A 20971-nucleotide genomic window follows, 5' to 3' on the forward strand; every position below is an offset into this window, starting at 1 on the left:
ATGAAGCCTTGCCGAGATGAGAAGGTGATGGAGCATGCTTGTGCACGCGGCTTGACGAGGTGAATCACCCTGGAGTAAGTTCATCGTAGGTGTAGTTTCGAGTCACGGCCGAGTCTCATCCCGAAGTATTGGAGGGATCAGATGGAAAAACAAGAGAGGAAACAAGAGTCCAGGAAGGACACGCATAGTAAAGAAGAGACCAAACCAAATCCGAAGGTGGTCGAAACCGGAAAAAAGCTCAAGGAAGACATCGATAAACTCGTCGATGAAATCGATGACGTGCTCGAGAAGAATGCGGAAGAGTTTGTGAAGAACTATGTGCAAAAAGGCGGCGAATAGATTCTTAACATACGCCGCCGTATTGAACCAGCGACCTCACGCCCACCGTTTTATTTGAGTCTCACCCCCTCTGTCCCTGTCCGGCGGAGTCTTTTGTTCCTTCCCGTTTTGAGACAGTCTGTTTGACAAAGCAGGGGGGACTCTATACCATCCGCTCGATTGTCAGTAGTTTATGACGACGGTCTCGCTTCAGTAAGGGGAGAATGCGAAACAGGCTCTGGGTATTTCGAGATACCGATCCGGAGTTGCAGATGTCCCTTGCTCGCGCGCTTTCCATTTCGCCGGTCACGGCTTCAATTCTTCTGGCCCGAGGTGTGACCGATGCCTCCGGGGCCCACCGCTGGCTCTCGTCTACCGATCCATTCCACGATCCATTTTTGATCCCTGATATGGAGCAGGCTGTTGACCGTCTCCATCGCGCGGTCATGGCCCGGGAACGTGTCTGTTTCTACGGGGACTATGATGTCGATGGGGTCTCCGCCACCAGCCTGTACCTGTCCTTTTTTGAAGCGGTCGGCGGGCAGGGGTGCGCCTATATTCCCCATCGACTCCACGAGGGGTATGGGCTCAATGAGGCGGCTATACGGCGCGTCCATAGCGAGGGAGTCACGCTGCTCGTGACATCGGACTGTGGCACGACATCTCATCGCGAGATTGCACTCGCGCGCCGCCTTGGAATGGATGTCATTGTAACCGACCACCATCAAACGGACGACAGGATGCCTGACGCCTTGGCGGTACTGAATCCGCATCGCCGCGATGCCGTCTATCCGTTCAGGGGGCTCTGCTCGGCCGGCTTGGCGTATAAATGCGTTCAAGCCTACTGCGCAAGGTTCGGAGGTCATTTTGCTCTTGAATCCGTCCTCGACCTGGTCGCGCTGGCCACTGTGGCGGACATCGTTCCCTTGCATGATGAAAACCGGATCTTCGTCCGTGACGGTCTGGCGCAGATTTCGCGCGGCGCCCGTTGCGGGATCAGGGCACTGAAGCAGGTGGCGGGAGTCACCCGCACTTGCAACAGCGAGACCATCGCCTTTCGACTAGCGCCGAGGCTGAACGCCGCCGGCCGCATGGACCATGCACTCACCGGAGTTCAATTATTAACCACAGAATCGGACCTCGAAGCGCGTCAGCTGGCTGAACGGCTGGAGGCGCTCAATCGAAGCCGTCAGCAGATCGAAGAAACCATCGCGCGGGAAGCCTTGTCTTCAGTGGAAGCGTGCGGAGAGGGCCCTGCGGTGGTCGTCGCCTCCCGGCGCTGGCATTTAGGCGTCGTTGGGATTGTCGCGGCCCGGTTGGTTGAAAAACATCATCGTCCGGCGATCGTGATCGCGCTGGATGACCGAGGGGTGGGAAAAGGATCTGCGCGCACCGTAGCGGGATTCGATCTCTATCAGGCGCTCGCGCGCTGCCGGGATCTCTTGGTCGCGTTCGGCGGCCATCCCAGCGCGGCAGGGCTCACGATCGAGGAATCTAGGTTGCCGGAATTTCGGGAGCGCTTCAACCAAGTCGCCGCCGAGTGGACGGCGCAGAGCGGCACGGTGCCGACCCTCAACGTGGATGCCCAGGTGCATCTATCCCAGGTAAATCTGAAATTGATTCAAGAGCTTGAATCTCTTCATCCCTTCGGAGCCGGTAATCCCGAGCCGACCCTGGCGGTCCGTGGCCTGGAGGTCGTGGATGCCAGGGTTGTGGGGGACAAGCATCTCAAGCTGCGGGTACGCCAGCCGAACTCGTGGACGTTTGACAGCATCGGATTCCGAATGGGGTCCTTTGCCGACCTTGGTCTGACTGTCGGGCGACCGGTGGATCTGGCCTTTAGTCCGGAACGCAACCATTGGAATGGGTACGATAGAATTCAATTGCGGATTCGGGCGCTGCGCATGAGCCCGGAGGCATGACGGATCATGGTGTACGAAACAGTCACCGAGTTGGATCAGTTGCTCGATCGGATTAAAGGCTATAATGCCGACGCCGATCTGCCGATCGTCCGCAAGGCGTACGAATTCTCCGCCAAAGCCCATCAAGGACAGGTTCGCCGCTCGGGGGAGCCGTATCTGCGGCATCCGCTTGCCGTGGCAGGAGTGCTGACCCTCCTCAGGACCGATGTGACGGCCATTGTCGCAGGGCTTCTCCACGACACGTTGGAAGACACGCTGGCGACCTCCGATGAGCTCGAGCGAGAGTTCGGCGCCGAGGTGGTGCACCTCGTGAGCGGGGTCACCAAAATCGGAAAGATTACGTTCAGAAATTATGAAGAAAAGCAGGCGGAGAATTTCAGAAAAATGGTGTTGTCGATGGCGGACGACATTCGCGTCGTCCTCATCAAGTTGGCGGATCGGCTCCATAACATGCGCACCCTGCAATATCTCAGTGAGCGCAAGCGGGTGGAGATTGCGCAGGAAACGCTGGAGATTTATGCCCCCCTTGCCAATCGCCTCGGCATAGGCTGGATTAAAAACGAACTCGAGGACTTGTGCCTGAAACATCTGAAGCCGGATGTGTACGAAACGCTCCGCGTCCGCGTCGCCAAACGGGACGAGGATCGGCAGCAGTATATTGAGGAGGTCATCGGAGTCGTCAAACAATCGATGGCGGACACGGGGTTGCCCGCTGAAGTATATGGCCGTCCCAAGCATCTGTACGGCATTTATCAAAAAATGGAGAAGCAGTCGATTACCTTCGAGGAAGTGTACGACTTGGCCGCGTTGCGCATCATTACGGACAGCAAAATGAATTGCTACGCCTGGCTGGGGGTTATCCACTCGTTATGGCGGCCGCTTCCGGGTCGATTCAAGGATTACATCGCCATTCCGAAATCCAACCTCTACCAGTCGCTCCACACGACCGTGGTGGGGCCGAAAGGGGAGCACGTCGAATTTCAGATTCGAACGGAAGAAATGCACCGGATTGCGGAGCAGGGCATCGCGGCCCATTGGAAGTACAAGGAGCAGGGCCGCATCGATGAAAAAGAGGGAAAAGTGTTCAGTTGGTTGCGCCAGTTCGTGGAATGGCATCAGGACCTGCCGGACAATCGCCAATTCATGGATTCGGTCAAGCTGGATCTCTTTCACGACGTGGTCTATGTGTTCACGCCGAAAGGCATGGTGAAGGAATTGCCCAAAGGGTCTACCCCGGTTGATTTCGCCTATGCCATCCACACCGAGATCGGCGATCATTGTGTCGGCGCGAAAGTAAACGGAAAGATTGTGCCGCTCAAGCATGCCGTATCGAGCGGGGATACCGTCGAAATTCTTACGTCCGCCAATCAGACACCGCACAAAGACTGGTTGAAATTCGTCCGGACTTCCCGTGCCAAGACGAAAATCAAACATTGGATCAAGGCGGAAGAACACAAACGCAGCATTGAAATCGGACGGCGTTTGCTGGAGGCCGAGTTCCGGCGCCAGGGATGGGCGCCGGCGCAAATGATACGATCGGACCAGCTTGTCGATGTCGCTCGGCAGGCCGGCTATGAGACGACCGACGAACTGGCGGCCGCGGTGGGATTCGGGCATCTTCCCACGGCGCAGATTATCGGAAAACTTGGCGCCGCCATGCCGGGGGCCCAGACGCCCGCGACAGAACCGCCGGCTCCTGCCAAACCTCCGGCCGCCAAGGCGGAGGAAAAGGGTGTCAAGGTCAAGGGCGCCCGCGATCTGCTTATGCAATTGTCCCGCTGCTGCAATCCCGTTCCAGGCGATCGTATCCTCGGCTATATCACCAGAGGACGCGGCCTCACGATTCATACCGTCGATTGTCCCAACCTTGAAGCGCTGGACTATGACAAGAACCGGCTGGTCGAGGTCGAATGGGATACCTCCATGCCGAGTACTCATGCCGTCAAAGTTTCCGTTCTGGCGGTGGACAAAACGGGCGTGCTGGCTAATGTCTCGGCGGCAATCTCGGAGTGCCAGGCCAACATCAGCCGGGCGGAAATTACCACCCGGGAAGACCGGAAGGCCATGTTGGACTTTGTGATCGAGATCGCCGATACCGCCCACCTGAGCCGGGTTCTGAAAGCGGTAGAACGAGTTGACGGCGTCATTACAGCTCGGCGCATGCGATCATGGCAAGACCGCTGACGTGCTCTGTCTTATGTGACCTCTCGGGTGATCCGGCCGCCATACCATCACTATGAGCGTTGGCCTCTTTTTCGGCTCTCTCCTCCTGACCGCGCTGATCATCATGTTTTCTGTTGCAGCGGTCGCATATCGAGCGCACCGGCGGAGTAAAACTGCTTCCTTCACGGTCCTGTCCGCGGCAGTTCTCTCTTTCCTATTTGCAGGGTCCGCGTTGGTTCTGCACAGCGAATGGGCGGCAGGAATCGCGCCCGCGACTGTCCTTTCCCTGGTTGACGCCGCAGCTTATCTCAGCGTGGCTTTTCTTATCCTGACTGTCCTGGACGCGCTCGTGCTTGGAGAGTATTTGACCGAGCATAGAAACCAGTACATTCCCGAAGTCGTGCGCAATCTCATGCTCGGCGTAGGCGTCGTCATCGCCGCAATCATCATTCTGCGCCTGGTGCTGAATATCAATGTGGTTGCGCTCGTGGCGCTTCCTACTGTGGCTGCGGCGGTCGTCGGCGTGGCTCTTAAAGACACGCTGGCCCGGTTTTTCGCCGGAATTGAATTGGGCAAAATGGTGAAGGTGGGCGATTGGATTGCGACGTTGGAACGGGAAGGAATGGTCACGCATATCGGTCTCGAGCATATCACCCTCGTGACTCGCGAGCAGGATTACGTGAACTTGCCCAATGACAATGTCATCCAGGCAGGGGTGACGAATTACAGCCGGCCTACCATGACCCATATTTGTTCCGTGTATGTCGAGGCTGCCTACCGGACTCCGCCGGACGAAGTCTGCGCGACACTGGTGGATTTGGCCTCCGCGGTGGAGGGCGTGCTGAGCGATCCTAAGCCGGTGGCGATGGTCGCAGCATTCAATGAATCGGGCATTCAATACAAGCTTAAATTTCCAATCGGAGACTATGCCCGTCATCCGCAAATCGAAAGCGCAGTGCGCACTTACGTATGGAATGCATTTTCCCGCAAAGGCATTGAAATCCCGTTTCCTCAGCGTGTGATTCAGCAAGGCGTCTCCACCGGCCGGACAGAGCTGTCTCAGGTCATGGAAAAAGAAGTTCGGCGCTGTTTGGCCGCCGTGGATTTCTTGGCTACGCTCACACCAATGCAGCTGGAAATGGTCGCGCGGCAAAGCCGCATTGAGGAGTTCTTAACGGGTGAGTGCGTCGTTCGGCAGGGCGAGCCGGGACAGGAGCTGTACGTGATCGTCGAAGGAGGAGGTGACGTCCTGCTTGAACAGAACGGTATGAGGTCGGTGGTCAGTCGGTTGTCGGCCGGGGAATTTTTCGGCGAAATGTCCCTGCTTACCGGAGAGCCCCGCTCGGCGACGGTGGTTGCTGCCTCCCGATTGAGGGTCATCGTGGTCGGCAAAGATACGTTGGTTCAGCTGGTCAATGAGGATCGGCAGGTCATCGATCGGATTGGACAAGTGGTCGCCCGACGTCAGGCTTCGACGGCGGCCGCCAAGGAAGAACTCAATCGAGGAGCAACAAAAGCGGCGGCCGGGCATCGCACGCGGCCGCTTATTGAACGGATCCAGGACTTTCTGTGGGGACAAGCCAGGATTTAGGGTAGTTTGAAATCCAGCCGTTTGCCACGTTGCAGATCAAGCGCATCTGCACGTCCTCCGGCAATTTCCAACACAAACATTGCACCGTCATTCGAGCGGTATTGAGGGCAGGTGTCGTCGGTTTTTGTACAGACCGGCACGTTCCGCTCGATATGCACGATTTTCTTCTTGTCGTCCATCCAGACGATGTCCAGAGGGATTCTTGTGTTTTTCATCCAGAACGACCAGGTCTGCAAGTCGCCGAACGTGAACAACATGCCCCGGTCCGCCGCGAGGTGATCACGAAACATCAGGCCGCGCCCGCGCTTCACCGGAGTGTCGGCCAACTCCGCATAGATGAAAAGTCCCTTGGGCGTTTTGATGGGAATAAGAGTTTCCTTCTCTCCGGCCGATTCAAGTTCCGTCGCGCCCGCTCCTGCGAGCGCGCCACAGAGGGCAAGAATCAAGCAACAGACCACAGCAAACGCGGATCTCATCATGCTCGTATCCTAGCCGCGGGAAGATGACCCGTCAAGACAAGAGCCGCGGCGTCGATGATTTCATCTGATACGCGCGCATCTTGCAATCGGGAATGATCGTGTGCCATTCTCAATCGACTATTTCCGAATCGGAGGGAAGAAGATGAAGGAAAAGCGGCGAGTGCTCTACAAGAAGGGCGTATTTGTGTGCCCCAAGTGCCGGCAATCGTATGTTCAGGATAAGTGGATGGAGGAGTGGCGCATTCGCTGTCACAAGTGCGATTACCGAGGCACCTTGACCGAGGTTTCGGTCGAAGAACATGTGGATGAAGAGACGGTGCGCCACTAGGACCGCCGCCTCGCTGGTTTTGTCTCATCCCGCTCGTGCGATCTCCCAACGCCGTCTTTCGACGGCATTTCCCAATTAATAGGCGAGGTGAATATGTATCGCGTGGTGACCATCTTCATTGCCATGATGGGGGTCGTCGCGGCGACCCCTGGATCGGTGGACGCAGGCGATACCGCGCGGCAAGTACGAGTCCTGGTCGCCTACCATTCAGTTTCCGGCAATACGGAAAAGATGGCGGAAGCGGTGGGTGCCGGCGCTCGGACGGTGTCGGGAACCCATGTAGTGATCAAGCGAGTGGGGGAGGTCGTGGCCGACGATCTCTTCGATTCGGACGCGATTGTGGTGGGATCGCCGGTCTATTGGTCGAATATGGCGGGGGAAGTGAAAACATTCTTTGACAACTGGCAGTTCAAGTTCGGAGTTTTCCCTGACTTCAAGATGAAGAACAAGATCGGAGCGGCCTTCGCAACAGGCGGCCAGGTATCGAGCGGTAAGGAAGTAACCATGTTGTCGATCCTTGCGGCGATGCTTGGAAATTATATGATCGTCGTGAGCGGCGGCGGCGCCTTCGGAGCATCGGCCACGACTGAAGGAGACAGCCCAGGAATTGACGATCAGGAGCTCGCGAACGCTCGCGCATTGGGAACTCGTGTGGCCGAGACAGCGAAAGCGATGAAAGCAGGACTACGCGACTAATGTTTAACAGCGGAAGCTGCCGCAGGGGCCGATACCGGTGTCGGTCCGGCCTGATGCTGGGGATATGTTCGATGTGCTATTTGGATGCGGTAGATCTTTGCAAGGGACAATCAAGCGGGGATTTTGCCAGTGACACCAGTTCACAAATGTTCTTGGCACAGCGTCCGCAACAACCGCTTTCTTTCAGCCCGAACTGCGTAATAATCTGACGAGCTGTCGAACAGCCCGAAAGACCCGCCTCGCGCACATCCGACTCCGTTAGTCCCTTACAGAGGCAAATATACATGGGATGATTCCTTATGTTCGAGGACCCGCGAGCATCCGGCGTTGGTCATGAACGATTATGATAACCGTTATCATGACCCAAGTATACATAGGACCTTTCAGTGTGTCAACTGGCTGGGGAAACACTATGGAACCGGGACGGAGACTCGGCTAGTCCAGGGTGTTCTCCAACTGGGCCACCATATCGGATATGGCCTGAAATCCAGATTGCCAGAACGCCTCGGACGCCATATCGACTCCGACCTGCTGCAAAATGTCCCGCGGCGGCTTGGACCCTCCGGTGGCCAGTACATTGATGTAGCGCGGGACGAAATCTGCCCCTTGGTCCTGATACATGCGATACAGAGCCAAAACCAGAAGGTTCCCGAAGCTGTAGGCATAGCAATAGAATGGGCTGGCGAATATGTGGGGAATCGTCAACCATTCCCATTGGAATTCGCGCGGGATCCGCATGCTTTTCCCAAATTGCTCCCGGAGTGAGGCGAGATAACTTTGGGTCAGGTCCGTGACCGTCGCACCGCCCGAAATCATCTCATGTGCGCGTTGTTCGAACAGCACAAAATATGCTTGCCGCATGACAGTCGCATAGATATCGTCGAGCTGTGCCAAGAGCAGTGCCTGCTTCACCCGCCTGTCTGATTCTTGGTTCATGAGCGCGTCGGACAGAATACGCTCGCCGAACACCGAAGCTGTTTCAGCCAGCGGCAGGGTGGAATGAAATGTGAAAATCGTATGATGGGCGGCCAGCATCCCATGGATGGCATGTCCCAATTCGTGAGCCATCGTCGCGATATCGCGGGCTTCACCGGTGAAATTTAGGAGCAGGTACGGCGTCATGGAGGGCACGATGCTGTAACAGTAGGCCCCTCCCATTTTCCCGGTGCGGAGTTCAGCATCGATGTGCCGTTCCGCAAAGACGCGCTCCGCCAATTCGGCTAACTGGGGGGAGAATCCTCGGTAGGCGTCGAGGACCATGCGAACCGCGTCGGCATATCGATACCTTTTGCGCTCCGCCCGGTGCGGCGCATAGATATGATATCGGGACATTGGCTTGATCCTGCACAGGCGGGCTTTCACCTTGAAATAATGTTGAAAGACTTCGCGGTTTTTGACACATACCGACAAAAGCGCATCGACCGCTTGGTCGGGAATATCGTTACCCAGGTTTCGAGAAGCAATCGGGGATGAGAAATGCCGCAATTGAAGATTTTCGGCTTTCCAATCATTCACGAGGGTTTTATATACTTCGCCCAACAGATCATGATGGGCGGAATAAACTCGGTAGAGTTCCTGATACGCTGCCTCGCGCATGGAGGCCTTGGGATGGCGGAGATAGGCCATGAGCGCCTCTCGCGACATCGTCTTTTTCGCGCCCTGGACACGCAATGAAAATGTAAATCCATTCGTGACGACGTCGTACAAGGTTCGGATCGCGCTGCGGCCGGTGATGTTCTTGATGTTGACGATCTGTTCTTCCGGCTCTGTCAGGGTGTGCGGCTTGAATCGGCGGATGGTTTCCAGATAGTAGTGAAAATCTCCTGACTGCTCCATCAGCCGCAGTGCGTTCGAATCATCGACGCCTTGCCACCATAACTCAAAAAACAAGAGCCGGTTTTGAAGCGCCGTGAGCGCCTCTTCGACCTTGGTCTTGAACGAGCGTGCCTTGAGATCGGTCGTGTTCTCTGAAAACCACAGGTAGGCGTAGGCGCCGAGCATCGACGAGCGCTTGGCTATCTCCTCATTGAGTTGCAGGATATCCAGAAATTCCTGGTCCGGAATCGAGGGCGCGAGGCGGGCGCGCCGCGCCTCGAGTCGCGCTACGAGGTCCTTCAATTCATCGAAGTAGCGATCAAAGTGGGTCACCGGGTCCTGGATGATTGCTGAGAGGTCCCATCGCGACGGAATGGGCTGCCGGCCATTGTCCGATCGTCGTCGAGATCGTGTCAGCAAAGAACCATCTGCCTTCATACCGTGCTCCTATTTTGTTGGTGTCGATCAGACCGATCATAGCATTCGAGTCTCATGGGAGTGGAAAATTTTTTCCGGCGTGTTCCGGAGGTCTTGTCATCATGTCCGCCGTTGACAGCCGTGACGCGGTATGCTTTACAATTTCATCAGAGGACGTGAGCCATGACCGATCAGGAACTGAACCGTGCCGTTCAATATGTAACGGCAAGCACTTCCCATAGCCGGGAACTCGTAGATAAGATATTGCGAACCGGCTTTGCCGAAATGACCGCGCTCGCGGTTCACGCCACGTGCCGTTTCAACCGAGCGGATCTCGTCGGGTATATCTGCCAATGGACCATGAAACAGACCGGCCAACCGGAACCGTTGGTGCGCGAAATACTCGATTGCGCCGGGCGCTGGCTGGACGACATGTCGCGCACAATACCACCTCGGGAGTCAGGCGAACGCAACGTACCGGGCGATGAAGACGCGGGAACCGGAGCCGCCTCGTGATTGGTGGAGGAACGAGTCATGCCGCGATTCAGGCGTTATCGACAGACTGTTCCGTGGTTTGGCGAAGATGTCATAGGTCCGCGTCGCATTCGGCATTTATTGACTTCAAAAGCGGCGGCAGATGGAGCGCAGGCCCGGTGGGAGGCGCTTCATCGGCAATGCGCGGATGGCGGGAGTCGGCAGCGGCTCGACCGGCTCATTCACCGGCTCAACGGCCGAGATCGGGGTGCTCAGGAAAGCGCGTTGGCTGAATTGGAATTGGCGACGTTGCTCATCCGGGTCGGCGCAACGGTGCGGTTCTTGCCGGAATCGCAGGCTCGTTCGGCGGATCTCGAATGTCACCTCGGCAATGAGCGATTCTTTGTCGAGATCACGGCCATGGTGGGAGCGGCTGAACGATCGAGGCAGCTATCCCTTCGGCTGCGGCCGCTGCCGAGCGGTGAGGAAGTGGCGTCGATGCCGGGAGATCTGTTGACGCATGCGATCCTGGCCCGAGTGCGCCAAAAAGCGAAACAACTATCGGACTATTGCGATCCGGTGCTGCTTGCAATTTCGGTTCCGAATGTTGAGAAAAGAAGTCTATCGCCTCGAGCGAGCGGTCCTGTGCTGCTGGATATCAAGCAATTCACCGGTGCTCTCAGTATTCTGCTTCCTTCATTGCGACATCTGAGCGGTGTTCTGCTCGCTCTTTGGGACGTGGAACCTGTGCCGTCTAAATCCGGCGTGCGGCTCCGCAATGTCGTGGTGGTGGAGCGTTCCAGACACCAGCAGGCTTATCCGCGAGTCCGGATGCTCGTCTTGAATCCCTCGGCGGACCAGCCGTTGCGGGAGAGCGGGATGGTGGCAATGCGCCAATTATTGTAGAGAGGCCGGCTGATCAGCCCGTGAGCGTGCTCTTCAAGTGTTCGAGGTTCTTGGTGACCATGGCATCGCCGTTCTTGGTAGAGATTTCGATGCCTTGATCGCAGATTCGGCGACAGTCGTCGATGCGAGCGAGCCGCTGGAGTGACTGGGCTAAGGCGTAATAGGCGGCCGAGTAGGTCGGCTTCACTGCGATACAGCGTTCGAGGGCCGTCGCCGCCTCCTGCCAATTCTGATCTTCCATGTAGGCTTTGCCCAAGCCGAACCAGGCCACATCGTCATTGGGATCGATCGCGAGGACTTTCTTGAGCGGCTCGATACGTGGGTTTGCCATGGCAGCCTTCTCCCTCTCACAGTGGACCGCGACGGTACCACGGGCGTGCGTCATTGTCTATGATCTTTCGCGCGTGATACGATGCGAGGCGCCGCAGTACAGCGTGGAGTATAGATCATCTCGGTTCACGCCTTTGTTTCACGGTCACGGATTCTACGATGGCTCGTACAGGTTTCATTTATCATCCCTCTTACCTGAACCATGACATGGGCTCGGGGCATCCGGAGTCCCCGCAGCGGCTCAAGGCAATCCTTACCCGGCTCCAATCGACCGGGCTGCTCGATCGCCTGATCCAAATCGAGCCGTCTCCCGCCTCGGATGACTGGCTGTTGCAGGTTCATGCTGCTTCCTATGTGGAGGGACTGAAGGCCCATGCCCCGGCCCGCGGCCGCGTCTCACTGGATCCCGATACCGCCATGTCGCCGGGGACGCTGACCGCGGCCTATTTGGCGGCCGGAGGCGCTCTGACCGGTGTCGATGCCGTCATGGCCGGACGGGTGGACCATGCGTTCTGTGCCGTGCGGCCGCCCGGGCACCATGCCGAGTATGATCGAGCCATGGGATTTTGCTTTTTTAATAATGTGGCAATCGCCGCGCGATATCTGCAGCGCCGGCATGGCATTCAGCGGGTGCTTATCATCGATTGGGACGTGCACCATGGCAATGGGACACAGCATACGTTTTACGACGATCCGTCGGTGTTGTTCTTCAGCACACATCAATACCCTCATTATCCCGGAACCGGGAAAGCGGCTGAACGCGGCGCAGGGAAGGCCGAAGGACTCACGATCAATGTGCCCCTCTCCGCGGGAGAAGGCGATCGGGAGTATGCGGAGATTTTTCGGCGCGTCTTGACGCCGGCCGCCGACTCGTTCAAGCCCGACTTTGTGATCATTTCGGCTGGGTTCGACGCTCACCGGGACGATCCATTGGCCGGCATGGGATTGACGGAACAAGGCTATGCGGAATTGACGGGCATGGTCGCAGGTATCGCTGTACGCCATTGTCGAGGTCGCGTGCTATCTTGCTTGGAAGGCGGGTATCACCTCCCTGCGTTGGCTGCATCGGTGGAGAGCCATTTGTCGGCATTGCTGGCCGCATAAGCCGGAGGCGCGCGCAAATATAGCTGATTGTCGCTGCTTTATAGCCGCCGGAACGGCGGCGCAGTTGAGTCTCAGAGCGATGGTGCGGTATCAGATCTTGACGGAAGCTCAATGGGTCATGTTAAGAACAGGCCGGTCTCGCGATGAACGACGATCCGACCGTGTCTTCCGTGCTGCTCGGGACTAAACCGGATGGAATTCCGTCAGTCGGACCGGTCCGTAGCAAGCAGTTCATGATTGAACCATGAGGTAGAAATCCACGATGGCACATCCATTACTCATCGATACGGATACGCTTCAGCAACGGCTGGGGCAGCCGGGCCTCGTCATTATTGATGTCCGAGGCAAGGCCGCGTACGAGTTCGGCGGCCATATTCCTGGAGCAGTCCATACCACCTGGCACGATTACAGTGATCCCAATGCCGTGGCCAAAGGACTGCTGGACCCGGATGTGGCAAGGACCGAAAAGAAGCTGCGGTTGCTGGGGATCAATAATGACAGCGAGATCGTCATCTATTCCAATCCCTTCGATAACTGGGGGGATGAAGGCCGCATGTTCTGGATGCTGGAATATCTGGGACATCGCAATCTGAAGATTCTCGACGGAGGTTGGGTCAAGTGGATCGAGGAACGCAGGCCGTTCGAGCACGGCCGCGTCGTGCCCAAACCCGGAACCTTCACGATCGTCGCCGACAGCGACAGAATGATGACCAAAGACGAGTTAAAGGCGGTGGTCCGGCGGGCGCATCCGGACACCATCATCGTCGATGCTCGAAGTTTGGAGGAGTTCTTGGGAAAGGAAGTGTCCGGCATCCCGCGGCCGGGCCATATTCCCACGGCGATTCACGTGGCATGGAACGGCTTTCTCAATCCCGATGCAACCGTCAAGGATCTGGACAAGATTCAGTCGTTGCTCGATCACAAGGGATTGGACAGGGGAAAGCAGACGGTCTGCTATTGCACGGGCGGCGTCCGATCAGCGTGGCTGTATTTCGTCCTAAGACTTGCCGGATATGAGAACGTGAAGAATTATCCCGGTTCCTGGTGGGAATGGAGCCGCGATTTCGGCTGTCCGGTCGAACAGGATCTCGCCTCGCTGCAGAAAGTGTTGGGACTTCAGGAGGCGCCGGGAAAAGCCGCACCGCGACCGTCTTGACACTACGTAGGGGGCTGGTTATGCTGAATACGCACGTAAACATTTGTCTTACCAGCGCCACACACACTTACACAGGAGGATTCCATGCAAACAGCAATGTTGCGGAGAGCCGTGGTCGCCGGCGCCATGCTGGCGTTCGTTGTCGCCCCCATCATGGGGGGTATGGCCTTCGCCAAGGCCAATAAACATCAGGCTGAGGCGGTGGAGCACGCGCAAGAGGCGGTGGCGCATGGGAAACAGGGGCATGCCGATGCGCTGGTCAAACATGCAGAGGGAGCGCTGAAACATGCGGAGGCCGCCATGGCCGAAACAAAAAATCCTCATGTCGGTGAAGGTATCAAGGGATTGAAGGATGGAATCGAGCATGGGAAGGCCGGTCATGCCGATGTTGCGACAAAGGCCATTGAAAATGCCATTCCCCACCTCTCCGAAGGCATGTGATACGGCACCGTCCATGTGACGAGGAAACGGGCAGGGGACTCCCTGCCCGTTTTTATTTGTCCGGAACAGCATGATGAAAATCGGCTTTTTACAATTCGCTCCCGTGTTTGGAGACGTCAAGCGCAACCTGGATCGGGTCGCCGCGCGGCTCGAACGGGCGGAGTCCGAGGTGATCGTCCTACCCGAACTTTTTGCGACAGGCTATCAATTCGTGTCGCAAGAGGAGATGCACCAGCTCTCTGAACCGGTTCCCGACGGCGACACGACGAAAAGGCTCCTGGACCTCGCGCGAGCCAGGCGCATGACGATCGTCGCCGGGTTACCCGAGCGCTCCGGCAACCGGTACTTCAATTCGGCCGTTGTCGTAGGTCCATCCGGCTTTATCGGGTGCTATCGCAAGACGCATCTGTTTTTTGAAGAGACATTATTTTTTACGCCGGGTGATACCGGCTTCCTGGTCTGGGACATCGGCCCCGCAAAACTTGGGGCCATGGTGTGTTTCGACTGGTTCTACCCCGAAGCGGCACGCACGTTGGCGTTGAGAGGCGCCGATGTGATCGCTCATCCTTCCAATCTGGTCCTGCCTCATTGTCCGGACGCGATGGTGACCCGTTGTCTGGAAAACCGGGTGTTCAGCGTGACGGCGAATCGTACCGGCACGGAAGCGCGCGGCGGAAAAGATGCGCTGACGTTCGTCGGACAGAGCGAAATCGTGACACCGCGCGGCAAGATCCTCCATCGAGCGTCGCATGATCAAGATGAGTTGACCGTCGTCGAGATCGATCCAGCCCAAGCCCGCGACAAACAGCTCAATGCCTACAACGATCTCCTTCGGGATCGCCGTTCCTCAACCTATGAGCGATAACCGTCCTTGCCGATGACTCGTGCATCGCTTGCGCCCTTCACAGGGCCGCGGTAGGATAGAGTTGATGACACCGTTGGGGAAAGGAATATTTTTGGTGGCGGCGCCGGCATTGCGGGATCCGAATTTCAGGCAAACCGTCGTGCTGTTGTGCGAGCACAGTCCGGACGGCGCCCTTGGTGTAGTCGTCAACCGGCCGACCGCGATGTCGATTTCCGAAGCGCTCCCTCAAGTTCCTATTCTTGAGGGCCAGCGGCACGTCTTATTCGCCGGCGGGCCGGTCCAGACGAATCAAGTCATGCTGCTGTATCGGTTAAGCCAAGTGCCCGACAATAGTCATCCGGTGTTTGACGGAGTCTGCCTGGGAGGGGACCTGGATGTGATGGAGCGCATCCTCACCGAAAAACACGATCGGGATGCGTTCCGCGCTTATCTTGGCTATTCCGGGTGGGGGCCCGGGCAACTGGAAGCCGAAATGCAGACCGGTTCGTGGATCACCGTGCCGGCCGATCCTACCATCGTATTCGAAAAGGAGCCGACCCGTATCTGGGCGGACGTGCTGCTGGCAATGGGAGACGACTATCGCCAGTATGCCGATATGCCGTTCGATCCCTCTTTCAACTAAACAGGATGTTGAAAAGACTCGTCAGCTGCGTTCTCGCTTCGCTCAATACCTGCAACGTACGAAAAAAGTACACCTCGGTATCTTGCTTGCTGCGGCCTTGCTGAACAAGCTTTTTGAACATCCTGCGGGTCACGCTTTAAGCTTGTCACTTTAAGAAAACGGCGACATCCTGCGTGATCGTAAGGTTCACGAGATACGCTTCACGAGCGACGGTTTTTGAGATACGAGCGACGCGTTACTTTGCGCGCGCTTCGCTTAGAATCCTCGCCAGAAATTTGCCGGTATAGGATGTTGCGACTTGCGAGACCTGTTCCGGACCTCCTTCGGCGAGAATCTGTCCTCCAGCCTCTCCGCCTTCGGGTCCCAGATCAATAATCCAGTCGGCGGTTTTGATCACGTCCAAGTTGTGCTCTACGATGACGACGGTGTTTCCCGCGTCCACCAGCTTGTGCAAAATGGCCAGCAGCTTTTTAATGTCATCCAGATGAAGCCCGGTCGTCGGCTCGTCCATGATATAGAGGAGATTCCGGGCCGACGGATCCTTGAGTTCCGCCGCTATCTTCAACCGTTGCGCTTCGCCGCCCGAGAGCGTACTGGCCGGTTGTCCTAATCGGAGATATCCCAGGCCGATGGAAGTGAGCAGCCGAAGCTTCTCCGCAACTTTCGGCGACCCTGAAAAAAACGACTGGGCGTCGGACGCCGTCATGTCGAGCACTTCATTGATGCTTTTGCCACGGTACCGGATGTTCAGGACCTGCGGCTTGAACCGACGGCCGCCGCAGACTTCGCACGTGACATACATGTCTTCGAAGAGGTACATCTCCAACTTCTCATAGCCGTTTCCTTCGCATCGTTCGCAACGTCCACCGGCGGCATTGAAGGAAAAATGGGCCGGCGTGAATCCCTGGCGAAGCGCAGCCGCCTCCGACGCAAACAGTTGCCGGATCTCATCGAAGGCCTTCAGATACGTGACGGGATTGGAGCGGGGCGTGCGGCCGATCGGTTGTTGATCGATAAGTCGGACGCCGCTCAGATGTTCAAGGCCCTTGATGGCTCGGAATCGCCCCATGGGCAGCGTGGTCGCTCGGAATGCGCGGGCCACCGCCCGGTAGAGCGTCTCCTCGATCAGCGTGCTCTTGCCGGACCCAGACACTCCCGTGACGCAGACCAGCATCCGCAATGGAATTTTCACCAAGAGGTTTTTGAGATTGTGTTCGGCGGCGCCGGCGATGCTCAACACCTTGCCCGAGCCGGTTCGCCGCCGCTGCGGCACCGGAATCGTTTCGTCTCCCCGCAGATATCTTGCCGTCAGCGGACGCGGATCTCTTAGGAACTGTTCACGTGGCGCGGCACAGACGATCTCTCCGCCCTTCTCGCCCGACCAGGGACCCATTTCGACGATATAGTCCGCCGCCCGAATCATAGCCGGATCATGTTCCACGACCACGACGGTATTCCCAACCTCCGCCAGGTTCCTTAGAATCCCGGCGAGGGTGGCGGTATCGCGAGGATGAAGGCCGATGGTCGGTTCGTCGAGGACATACAGAGCGCCGATGAGCCGGGATCCCAGTTGGTTAGCCAGCGCGATACGTTGAGCTTCTCCTCCGGAAAGCGTACGGGTTTGGCGCCCGAGCGTAAGGTAGCCGAGCCCCACGCGCAGCAGAAAGCCCAGTTTGTCCTCGATCTGCCGGAGAATGTCCTTGGCAATCTCCCGATCGGCATGGCTCAGTGTCAATTCGCCGCACCAACGGACAGCCTCTTCGATCGTCAGTTCGGAGATCTGGTGAATGTCCTGCCCGCATAATTTGATCATTCGCGCGTCCGGCTTGAGCCGGCTTCCGTGGCAGAGAGGACAGGTGAACGGGCTGCGGTATCGACTCAAGAGGACGCGCACGTGCAACTTGTAGCGCTTCGTTTCCAGATGTTCGAAATATTGCCGGACGCCTTCGATGGCTGCGTCGCCTTCCCAGATGACTTCTTGAATCGCCGGAGGGAGCTCGTTGAAGGGAGCGGTCAGACTGACATGGCGCTTTTTCATCGCGACCAGGAGCTGCTGCTGCCACCAATCCGAGCCCGGTTTGCTCCAAGGTTCCACCGCGCCGGCCGCGAGCGACCGGGTAGGATCAGGAATCACCAGACTTCGATCATAACGCAGGATGTTGCCGAACCCTTTGCATTCAGGACAGGCGCCGAGCGGATGGTTGAACGAAAACAGCAGGGGCCGCACCGGCTCAAACGTCCGCCCGCACCGCTGGCAGCGAAAGCTAGCGGCAAACGTCTGCAGGCTTCGGCCGATGATATTGACATGGCAGAGGCCATGGCCTTCATGGAACGCCGTTTCGATTGCTTCGATCAACCGCGAGCGGTTGTCTTCACGTAAGATCAGTCGATCAAGCACGACTTGTAGGCCCTGCTCGGTGCGATCAGGCAACTTAGTCTCGCCATGAAGATCCAGAATCTCATCTCCGCATTTGACGCGGGTGAAGCCCCGCGTGAGGAGCGACTCGATGAGGGCGCGATCGTGGCCGGGACCGAGATCTTGGAGAGGAAATAGAATCATGGCGCGCGCGCCAGAAAACTTGGAGAGCAGTTCATCGGTGACCGACGCCGGATGGTAGCCGCGGGCTTCGACGCCGCAGTCCGGGCACACCGGTTTGCCGACTTTGGCAAAGAGCAGCCGGAGCAGATCGGATATTTCGGTGGCGGTTCCGACGGTGGAACGGGCCGTGCGGACCGGATTCTTTTGTTCAATAGCGATGGCGGGCCGGATATTGATGAGCCGATCCACCTCCGGCCTGTCCACCTTTTCGATGAACATGCGCGCGTACGTGGAAAGCGATTCGACATAACGCCACTGGCCTTCCGCGAACAGCGTATCGAAGGCCAAGGAAGATTTTCCCGAGCCGGACACACCGGTGACGGCGGTAACCTGATTGTGCGGGATTCGGAGCGAGATGTTCTTGAGGTTGTGTTGGCGCGCCCCTTCGATAATCAGGTCGCCGGACGTCGAGTCAGTGGGCATAGGGTCGCATGAAAACGGCTCAGCCGTAACATGACCTGCCATCGTAGCAACCGGGCGGGATGGTCTGCAATGTGCTGGGGCGCCTTTCCAGCCGGCCTGTTCGGCATGTTGCCCTCACGCCACAGCGCTCCATCGCTTCAATCGGCCCTCGGTTGGTGTCCGGCGGAGAAACCAGTTGGAAGAATGTGGGACGAGATAGGCTAAGAAAGAAAGCTGCCTTTTTATGCGATTCGAACGGAGGAGAACCTCTTACATGGATCCAATCAAAAGCCCGATGGACTTCTTCGGAATAAGTCACCCGCACGCGAGCTTTTGCTGAGCTGCCGACGATTATTATTAAAGGTGGTGTGGAGCTGGGTCACGTATGCCGAAAACCAGGCAGTGAGGCGCGCCAACTGCAGTAAAAAAGGGATATCTATTAACTCTATGGCTCGCTGCTCGCGAGGTGCCGCTCAACAGCCGCGATGTATTGCGGATAGAGGTCCTGCGCTTGACGAACAACAGCGATCACAATTGTATCGTCGATGGCTTCGTACTCGTGGACGAGCCGATTGCGCAAACCTGCCGATGGCGCCAGCGCTACGGCGAGGTCTTGTGGCAGAATTCCTCATCCTCTCAATTGGACAAAACTCTACCTTCCTCAAGCAGGGTCACGGTATCAATCTATCGGTAAGCGGTCAAGGTTGACGGGCAGGCGCTGAAGGCTCATGCATTGGCCGGCCTCATTCACCGTAGCGCCAGTTTGATTACCCCCACGCATCCCATATACAGAACAAGCGAGGCAGCCATGGCCGGCCAAAATCCCCAGCGCGGCACGCCGACGACCATGGCCAACACATACACCAGCCAAGGCGGCACGAACCAGAGAAGATTGCGGGCGTAGTGGACGATCGCCTCGCTGCCTCCATTGAGGAAGATCAAGATAAACGTCGCGCCGGTGATCGCCGGAAATGTACTGGCGAAGGCGGCCAGGAATGATCGCCCCTGCGACCCTAAATACGTTGATAGACTCACAATCATCCCGCCCAATAAAAAATACATCGAGTACTTCACAACCTCACTCATCCGTTCTCCTTCCCTATGCTGAATGTAGGCGCTGGTTCTCCGTGGCGAACATTCCAAGACAATTTAGCCGGAGCGATGGAGACTCGCCCGCCGTTCGGATGGAAAGCCAGTACTGACTACCGCACCGTGGTCTTGGATCACGGCGACGGGAATACCGGAAGCTTGGCCAGACGAAATCGGAAGGCCCGCTTCGAGAGGTGGGACGAGCAAAAGATCCCGCAACCCCACGTCATCTTCCAAACTCTTCCATCGCCTCCCGCACAATGTCATCCCCTTGTCCCGTATACCGCGGCGAAAAATGAAACACGACCAATTCACGCACCCCGGCTTTCCGTGCCATCAATCCTGCCTGCTTCGCTGTCAAATGGTAGCGCGCTGCTGCCTTGTCCGCATCCCGGTCCAGGTACGGCGATTCACAATAGAAAAGATCCGCGCCGCGAGCGAGCGCAATAATCTTTTCCTCGTTTCCCTGGTCGTACCGGGCATCGACGACATAGGCAAGTTTTTGTCCGCGCGTCACCGTCAGGAACCGATCCCGCACCTCGCCGAGGATGAACTCCAACTCTTGTTTCCGGTGCTCGAAATATAATGTTGCGGTGAAGCGATAATCGTCCGGCTTGCCCTGCCAGAGATACTGTTTCACGTCCTTCAGCCATGAGCCGACAGGGAGTCCGGCGTCATGCAGCTTTTGCTTGTTGACATTAATGTGAAACTGCTCCTGCAGTGCGTAGGCCAATGACGGGATGCGATGATTCAGCGCGACGGCGGAGACGGTGAACATGGAGTCATCGAGCACGGGAAAAATATTGGACTTGCCGCTTCGTTCCGACGGGGCAGGTGGTTCTACCCGTCGGCAAAATCCTTCCGTCGCGAGAAAGGTTGCCGTCCTAATCTCGCTTTCATGAAATTCTCGGACCTGAATCGAGAGGGGATAACCATCGACCAAATTCCAGGTATACCCGTTTAGCTTTCCTTGGACGTTGGCGATGAGACCCGGCGGACCGTAAAGGCGCAATGTTTTGCCCCGACCCAACGCGACACGCAGCAGCGCATCGAATCCGATGAAGTGATCCATATGGGTGTGGGAGATGAAAATATCATTCGCGCGCAACAGTCTGGTCGGACCGAGGGCTTCGTTGTGGCCGAGATCGAACAACAGGGCGCGTTTCGACCAGCGCACCTCGACATAGACGCCCGGGTCGCCGAACACGTCATTGACGAGATACGAGGAAAAAGAAGGAGTCATGGCAATTCAAT

At 57.2% G+C, this 20971-nt stretch carries 20 protein-coding genes; 13 read left to right on the plus strand and 7 right to left on the minus strand.

What is annotated here, in order from left to right; translation table 11 throughout:
* Positions 1-141 precede the first annotated feature (141 nt).
* The 4 genes from ACWGXE_RS06070 to ACWGXE_RS06085 all read left to right on the plus strand — a co-directional run bounded on the left by ACWGXE_RS06070 (position 142) and on the right by ACWGXE_RS06085 (position 5994).
* Positions 142-339 carry a ubiquitin-like protein Pup gene (locus ACWGXE_RS06070; RefSeq protein ID WP_447602145.1) on the plus strand — a complete coding sequence of 66 codons (198 nt, stop codon included), beginning with the start codon at positions 142-144 and terminating at the stop codon, positions 337-339.
* Between the two features lie 203 nt (positions 340-542).
* On the plus strand, positions 543-2240 hold the full coding sequence (gene recJ / locus ACWGXE_RS06075) for a single-stranded-DNA-specific exonuclease RecJ (RefSeq protein ID WP_447602146.1): 1698 nt from the start codon (positions 543-545) through the stop codon (positions 2238-2240).
* 6 nt (positions 2241-2246) lie between these two features.
* Complete coding sequence (locus ACWGXE_RS06080; protein WP_447602148.1) at positions 2247-4424, plus strand: RelA/SpoT family protein; 2178 nt, start codon at positions 2247-2249, stop codon at positions 4422-4424.
* A 52-nt stretch (positions 4425-4476) separates the two neighbouring features.
* Positions 4477-5994 (plus strand): cyclic nucleotide-binding domain-containing protein, encoded by a 1518-nt coding sequence (locus tag ACWGXE_RS06085; protein ID WP_447602149.1) that lies wholly within the window; start codon positions 4477-4479, stop codon positions 5992-5994.
* Here ACWGXE_RS06085 and ACWGXE_RS06090 read toward each other — a convergent pair.
* Entirely contained in the window at positions 5991-6473 is a 483-nt protein-coding gene (locus tag ACWGXE_RS06090) for a DUF192 domain-containing protein (RefSeq protein WP_447602150.1), read from the minus strand. The genes ACWGXE_RS06085 and ACWGXE_RS06090 overlap by 4 nt on opposite strands.
* A 142-nt stretch (positions 6474-6615) precedes the next feature.
* Between ACWGXE_RS06090 and ACWGXE_RS06095 the strand changes: the two genes are divergently transcribed.
* Positions 6616-6801: a hypothetical protein gene (locus tag ACWGXE_RS06095; RefSeq protein WP_447602152.1), complete on the plus strand. Its 186-nt coding sequence runs from the start codon at positions 6616-6618 to the stop codon at positions 6799-6801.
* Between the two features lie 93 nt (positions 6802-6894).
* Positions 6895-7497 (plus strand): flavodoxin family protein, encoded by a 603-nt coding sequence (locus ACWGXE_RS06100; RefSeq protein ID WP_447602153.1) that lies wholly within the window; start codon positions 6895-6897, stop codon positions 7495-7497.
* A gap of 435 nt (positions 7498-7932) precedes the next feature.
* On the opposite strand, the gene ACWGXE_RS06105 is transcribed toward ACWGXE_RS06100, so the two are convergent.
* Complete coding sequence (locus ACWGXE_RS06105) at positions 7933-9750, minus strand: M3 family oligoendopeptidase (RefSeq protein ID WP_447602154.1); 1818 nt, start codon at positions 9748-9750, stop codon at positions 7933-7935.
* A 162-nt stretch (positions 9751-9912) separates the two neighbouring features.
* Here ACWGXE_RS06105 and ACWGXE_RS06110 point away from each other — a divergent pair, with 162 nt between their 5' ends.
* Positions 9913-10245, plus strand: a complete 333-nt coding sequence (locus tag ACWGXE_RS06110) for a hypothetical protein (protein ID WP_447602155.1) — start codon at positions 9913-9915, stop codon at positions 10243-10245.
* An 18-nt stretch (positions 10246-10263) separates the two neighbouring features.
* Positions 10264-11109, plus strand: a complete 846-nt coding sequence (locus ACWGXE_RS06115) for a hypothetical protein (protein ID WP_447602156.1) — start codon at positions 10264-10266, stop codon at positions 11107-11109.
* Between the two features lie 13 nt (positions 11110-11122).
* On the opposite strand, the gene ACWGXE_RS06120 is transcribed toward ACWGXE_RS06115, so the two are convergent.
* On the minus strand, positions 11123-11440 hold the full coding sequence (locus ACWGXE_RS06120) for a tetratricopeptide repeat protein (protein WP_447602157.1): 318 nt from the start codon (positions 11438-11440) through the stop codon (positions 11123-11125).
* 158 nt (positions 11441-11598) lie between these two features.
* On the opposite strand from ACWGXE_RS06120, the gene ACWGXE_RS06125 reads away from it, so the two are divergent.
* The 5 genes from ACWGXE_RS06125 to ACWGXE_RS06145 all read left to right on the plus strand — a co-directional run bounded on the left by ACWGXE_RS06125 (position 11599) and on the right by ACWGXE_RS06145 (position 15627).
* Complete coding sequence (locus ACWGXE_RS06125; RefSeq protein ID WP_447602159.1) at positions 11599-12543, plus strand: histone deacetylase family protein; 945 nt, start codon at positions 11599-11601, stop codon at positions 12541-12543.
* Between the two features lie 262 nt (positions 12544-12805).
* Positions 12806-13699 carry a sulfurtransferase gene (locus ACWGXE_RS06130; protein ID WP_447602161.1) on the plus strand — a complete coding sequence of 298 codons (894 nt, stop codon included), beginning with the start codon at positions 12806-12808 and terminating at the stop codon, positions 13697-13699.
* Between the two features lie 84 nt (positions 13700-13783).
* Positions 13784-14140, plus strand: coding sequence for a small metal-binding protein SmbP (gene smbP, locus ACWGXE_RS06135; RefSeq protein WP_447602162.1), 357 nt, complete (start codon positions 13784-13786; stop codon positions 14138-14140).
* A gap of 70 nt (positions 14141-14210) precedes the next feature.
* Entirely contained in the window at positions 14211-15005 is a 795-nt protein-coding gene (locus ACWGXE_RS06140; protein WP_447602163.1) for a nitrilase-related carbon-nitrogen hydrolase, read from the plus strand.
* 64 nt (positions 15006-15069) lie between these two features.
* Positions 15070-15627 carry a YqgE/AlgH family protein gene (locus ACWGXE_RS06145; RefSeq protein WP_447602165.1) on the plus strand — a complete coding sequence of 186 codons (558 nt, stop codon included), beginning with the start codon at positions 15070-15072 and terminating at the stop codon, positions 15625-15627.
* A 235-nt stretch (positions 15628-15862) separates the two neighbouring features.
* Here ACWGXE_RS06145 and uvrA read toward each other — a convergent pair whose 3' ends face one another.
* From uvrA to ACWGXE_RS06165, 4 genes are all read right to left on the minus strand, one after another.
* Positions 15863-18649 (minus strand): excinuclease ABC subunit UvrA, encoded by a 2787-nt coding sequence (gene uvrA, locus ACWGXE_RS06150; RefSeq protein WP_447602166.1) that lies wholly within the window; start codon positions 18647-18649, stop codon positions 15863-15865.
* Between the two features lie 424 nt (positions 18650-19073).
* Positions 19074-19208, minus strand: coding sequence for a HepT-like ribonuclease domain-containing protein (locus ACWGXE_RS06155; protein ID WP_447602168.1), 135 nt, complete (start codon positions 19206-19208; stop codon positions 19074-19076).
* A 167-nt stretch (positions 19209-19375) separates the two neighbouring features.
* On the minus strand, positions 19376-19714 hold the full coding sequence (locus ACWGXE_RS06160; protein ID WP_447602169.1) for a DUF3147 domain-containing protein: 339 nt from the start codon (positions 19712-19714) through the stop codon (positions 19376-19378).
* Between the two features lie 229 nt (positions 19715-19943).
* Positions 19944-20960: a ribonuclease Z gene (locus ACWGXE_RS06165; RefSeq protein ID WP_447602170.1), complete on the minus strand. Its 1017-nt coding sequence runs from the start codon at positions 20958-20960 to the stop codon at positions 19944-19946.
* Positions 20961-20971 lie beyond the last annotated feature (11 nt).

This window comes from Nitrospira sp. Nam80 (assembly GCF_965152575.1).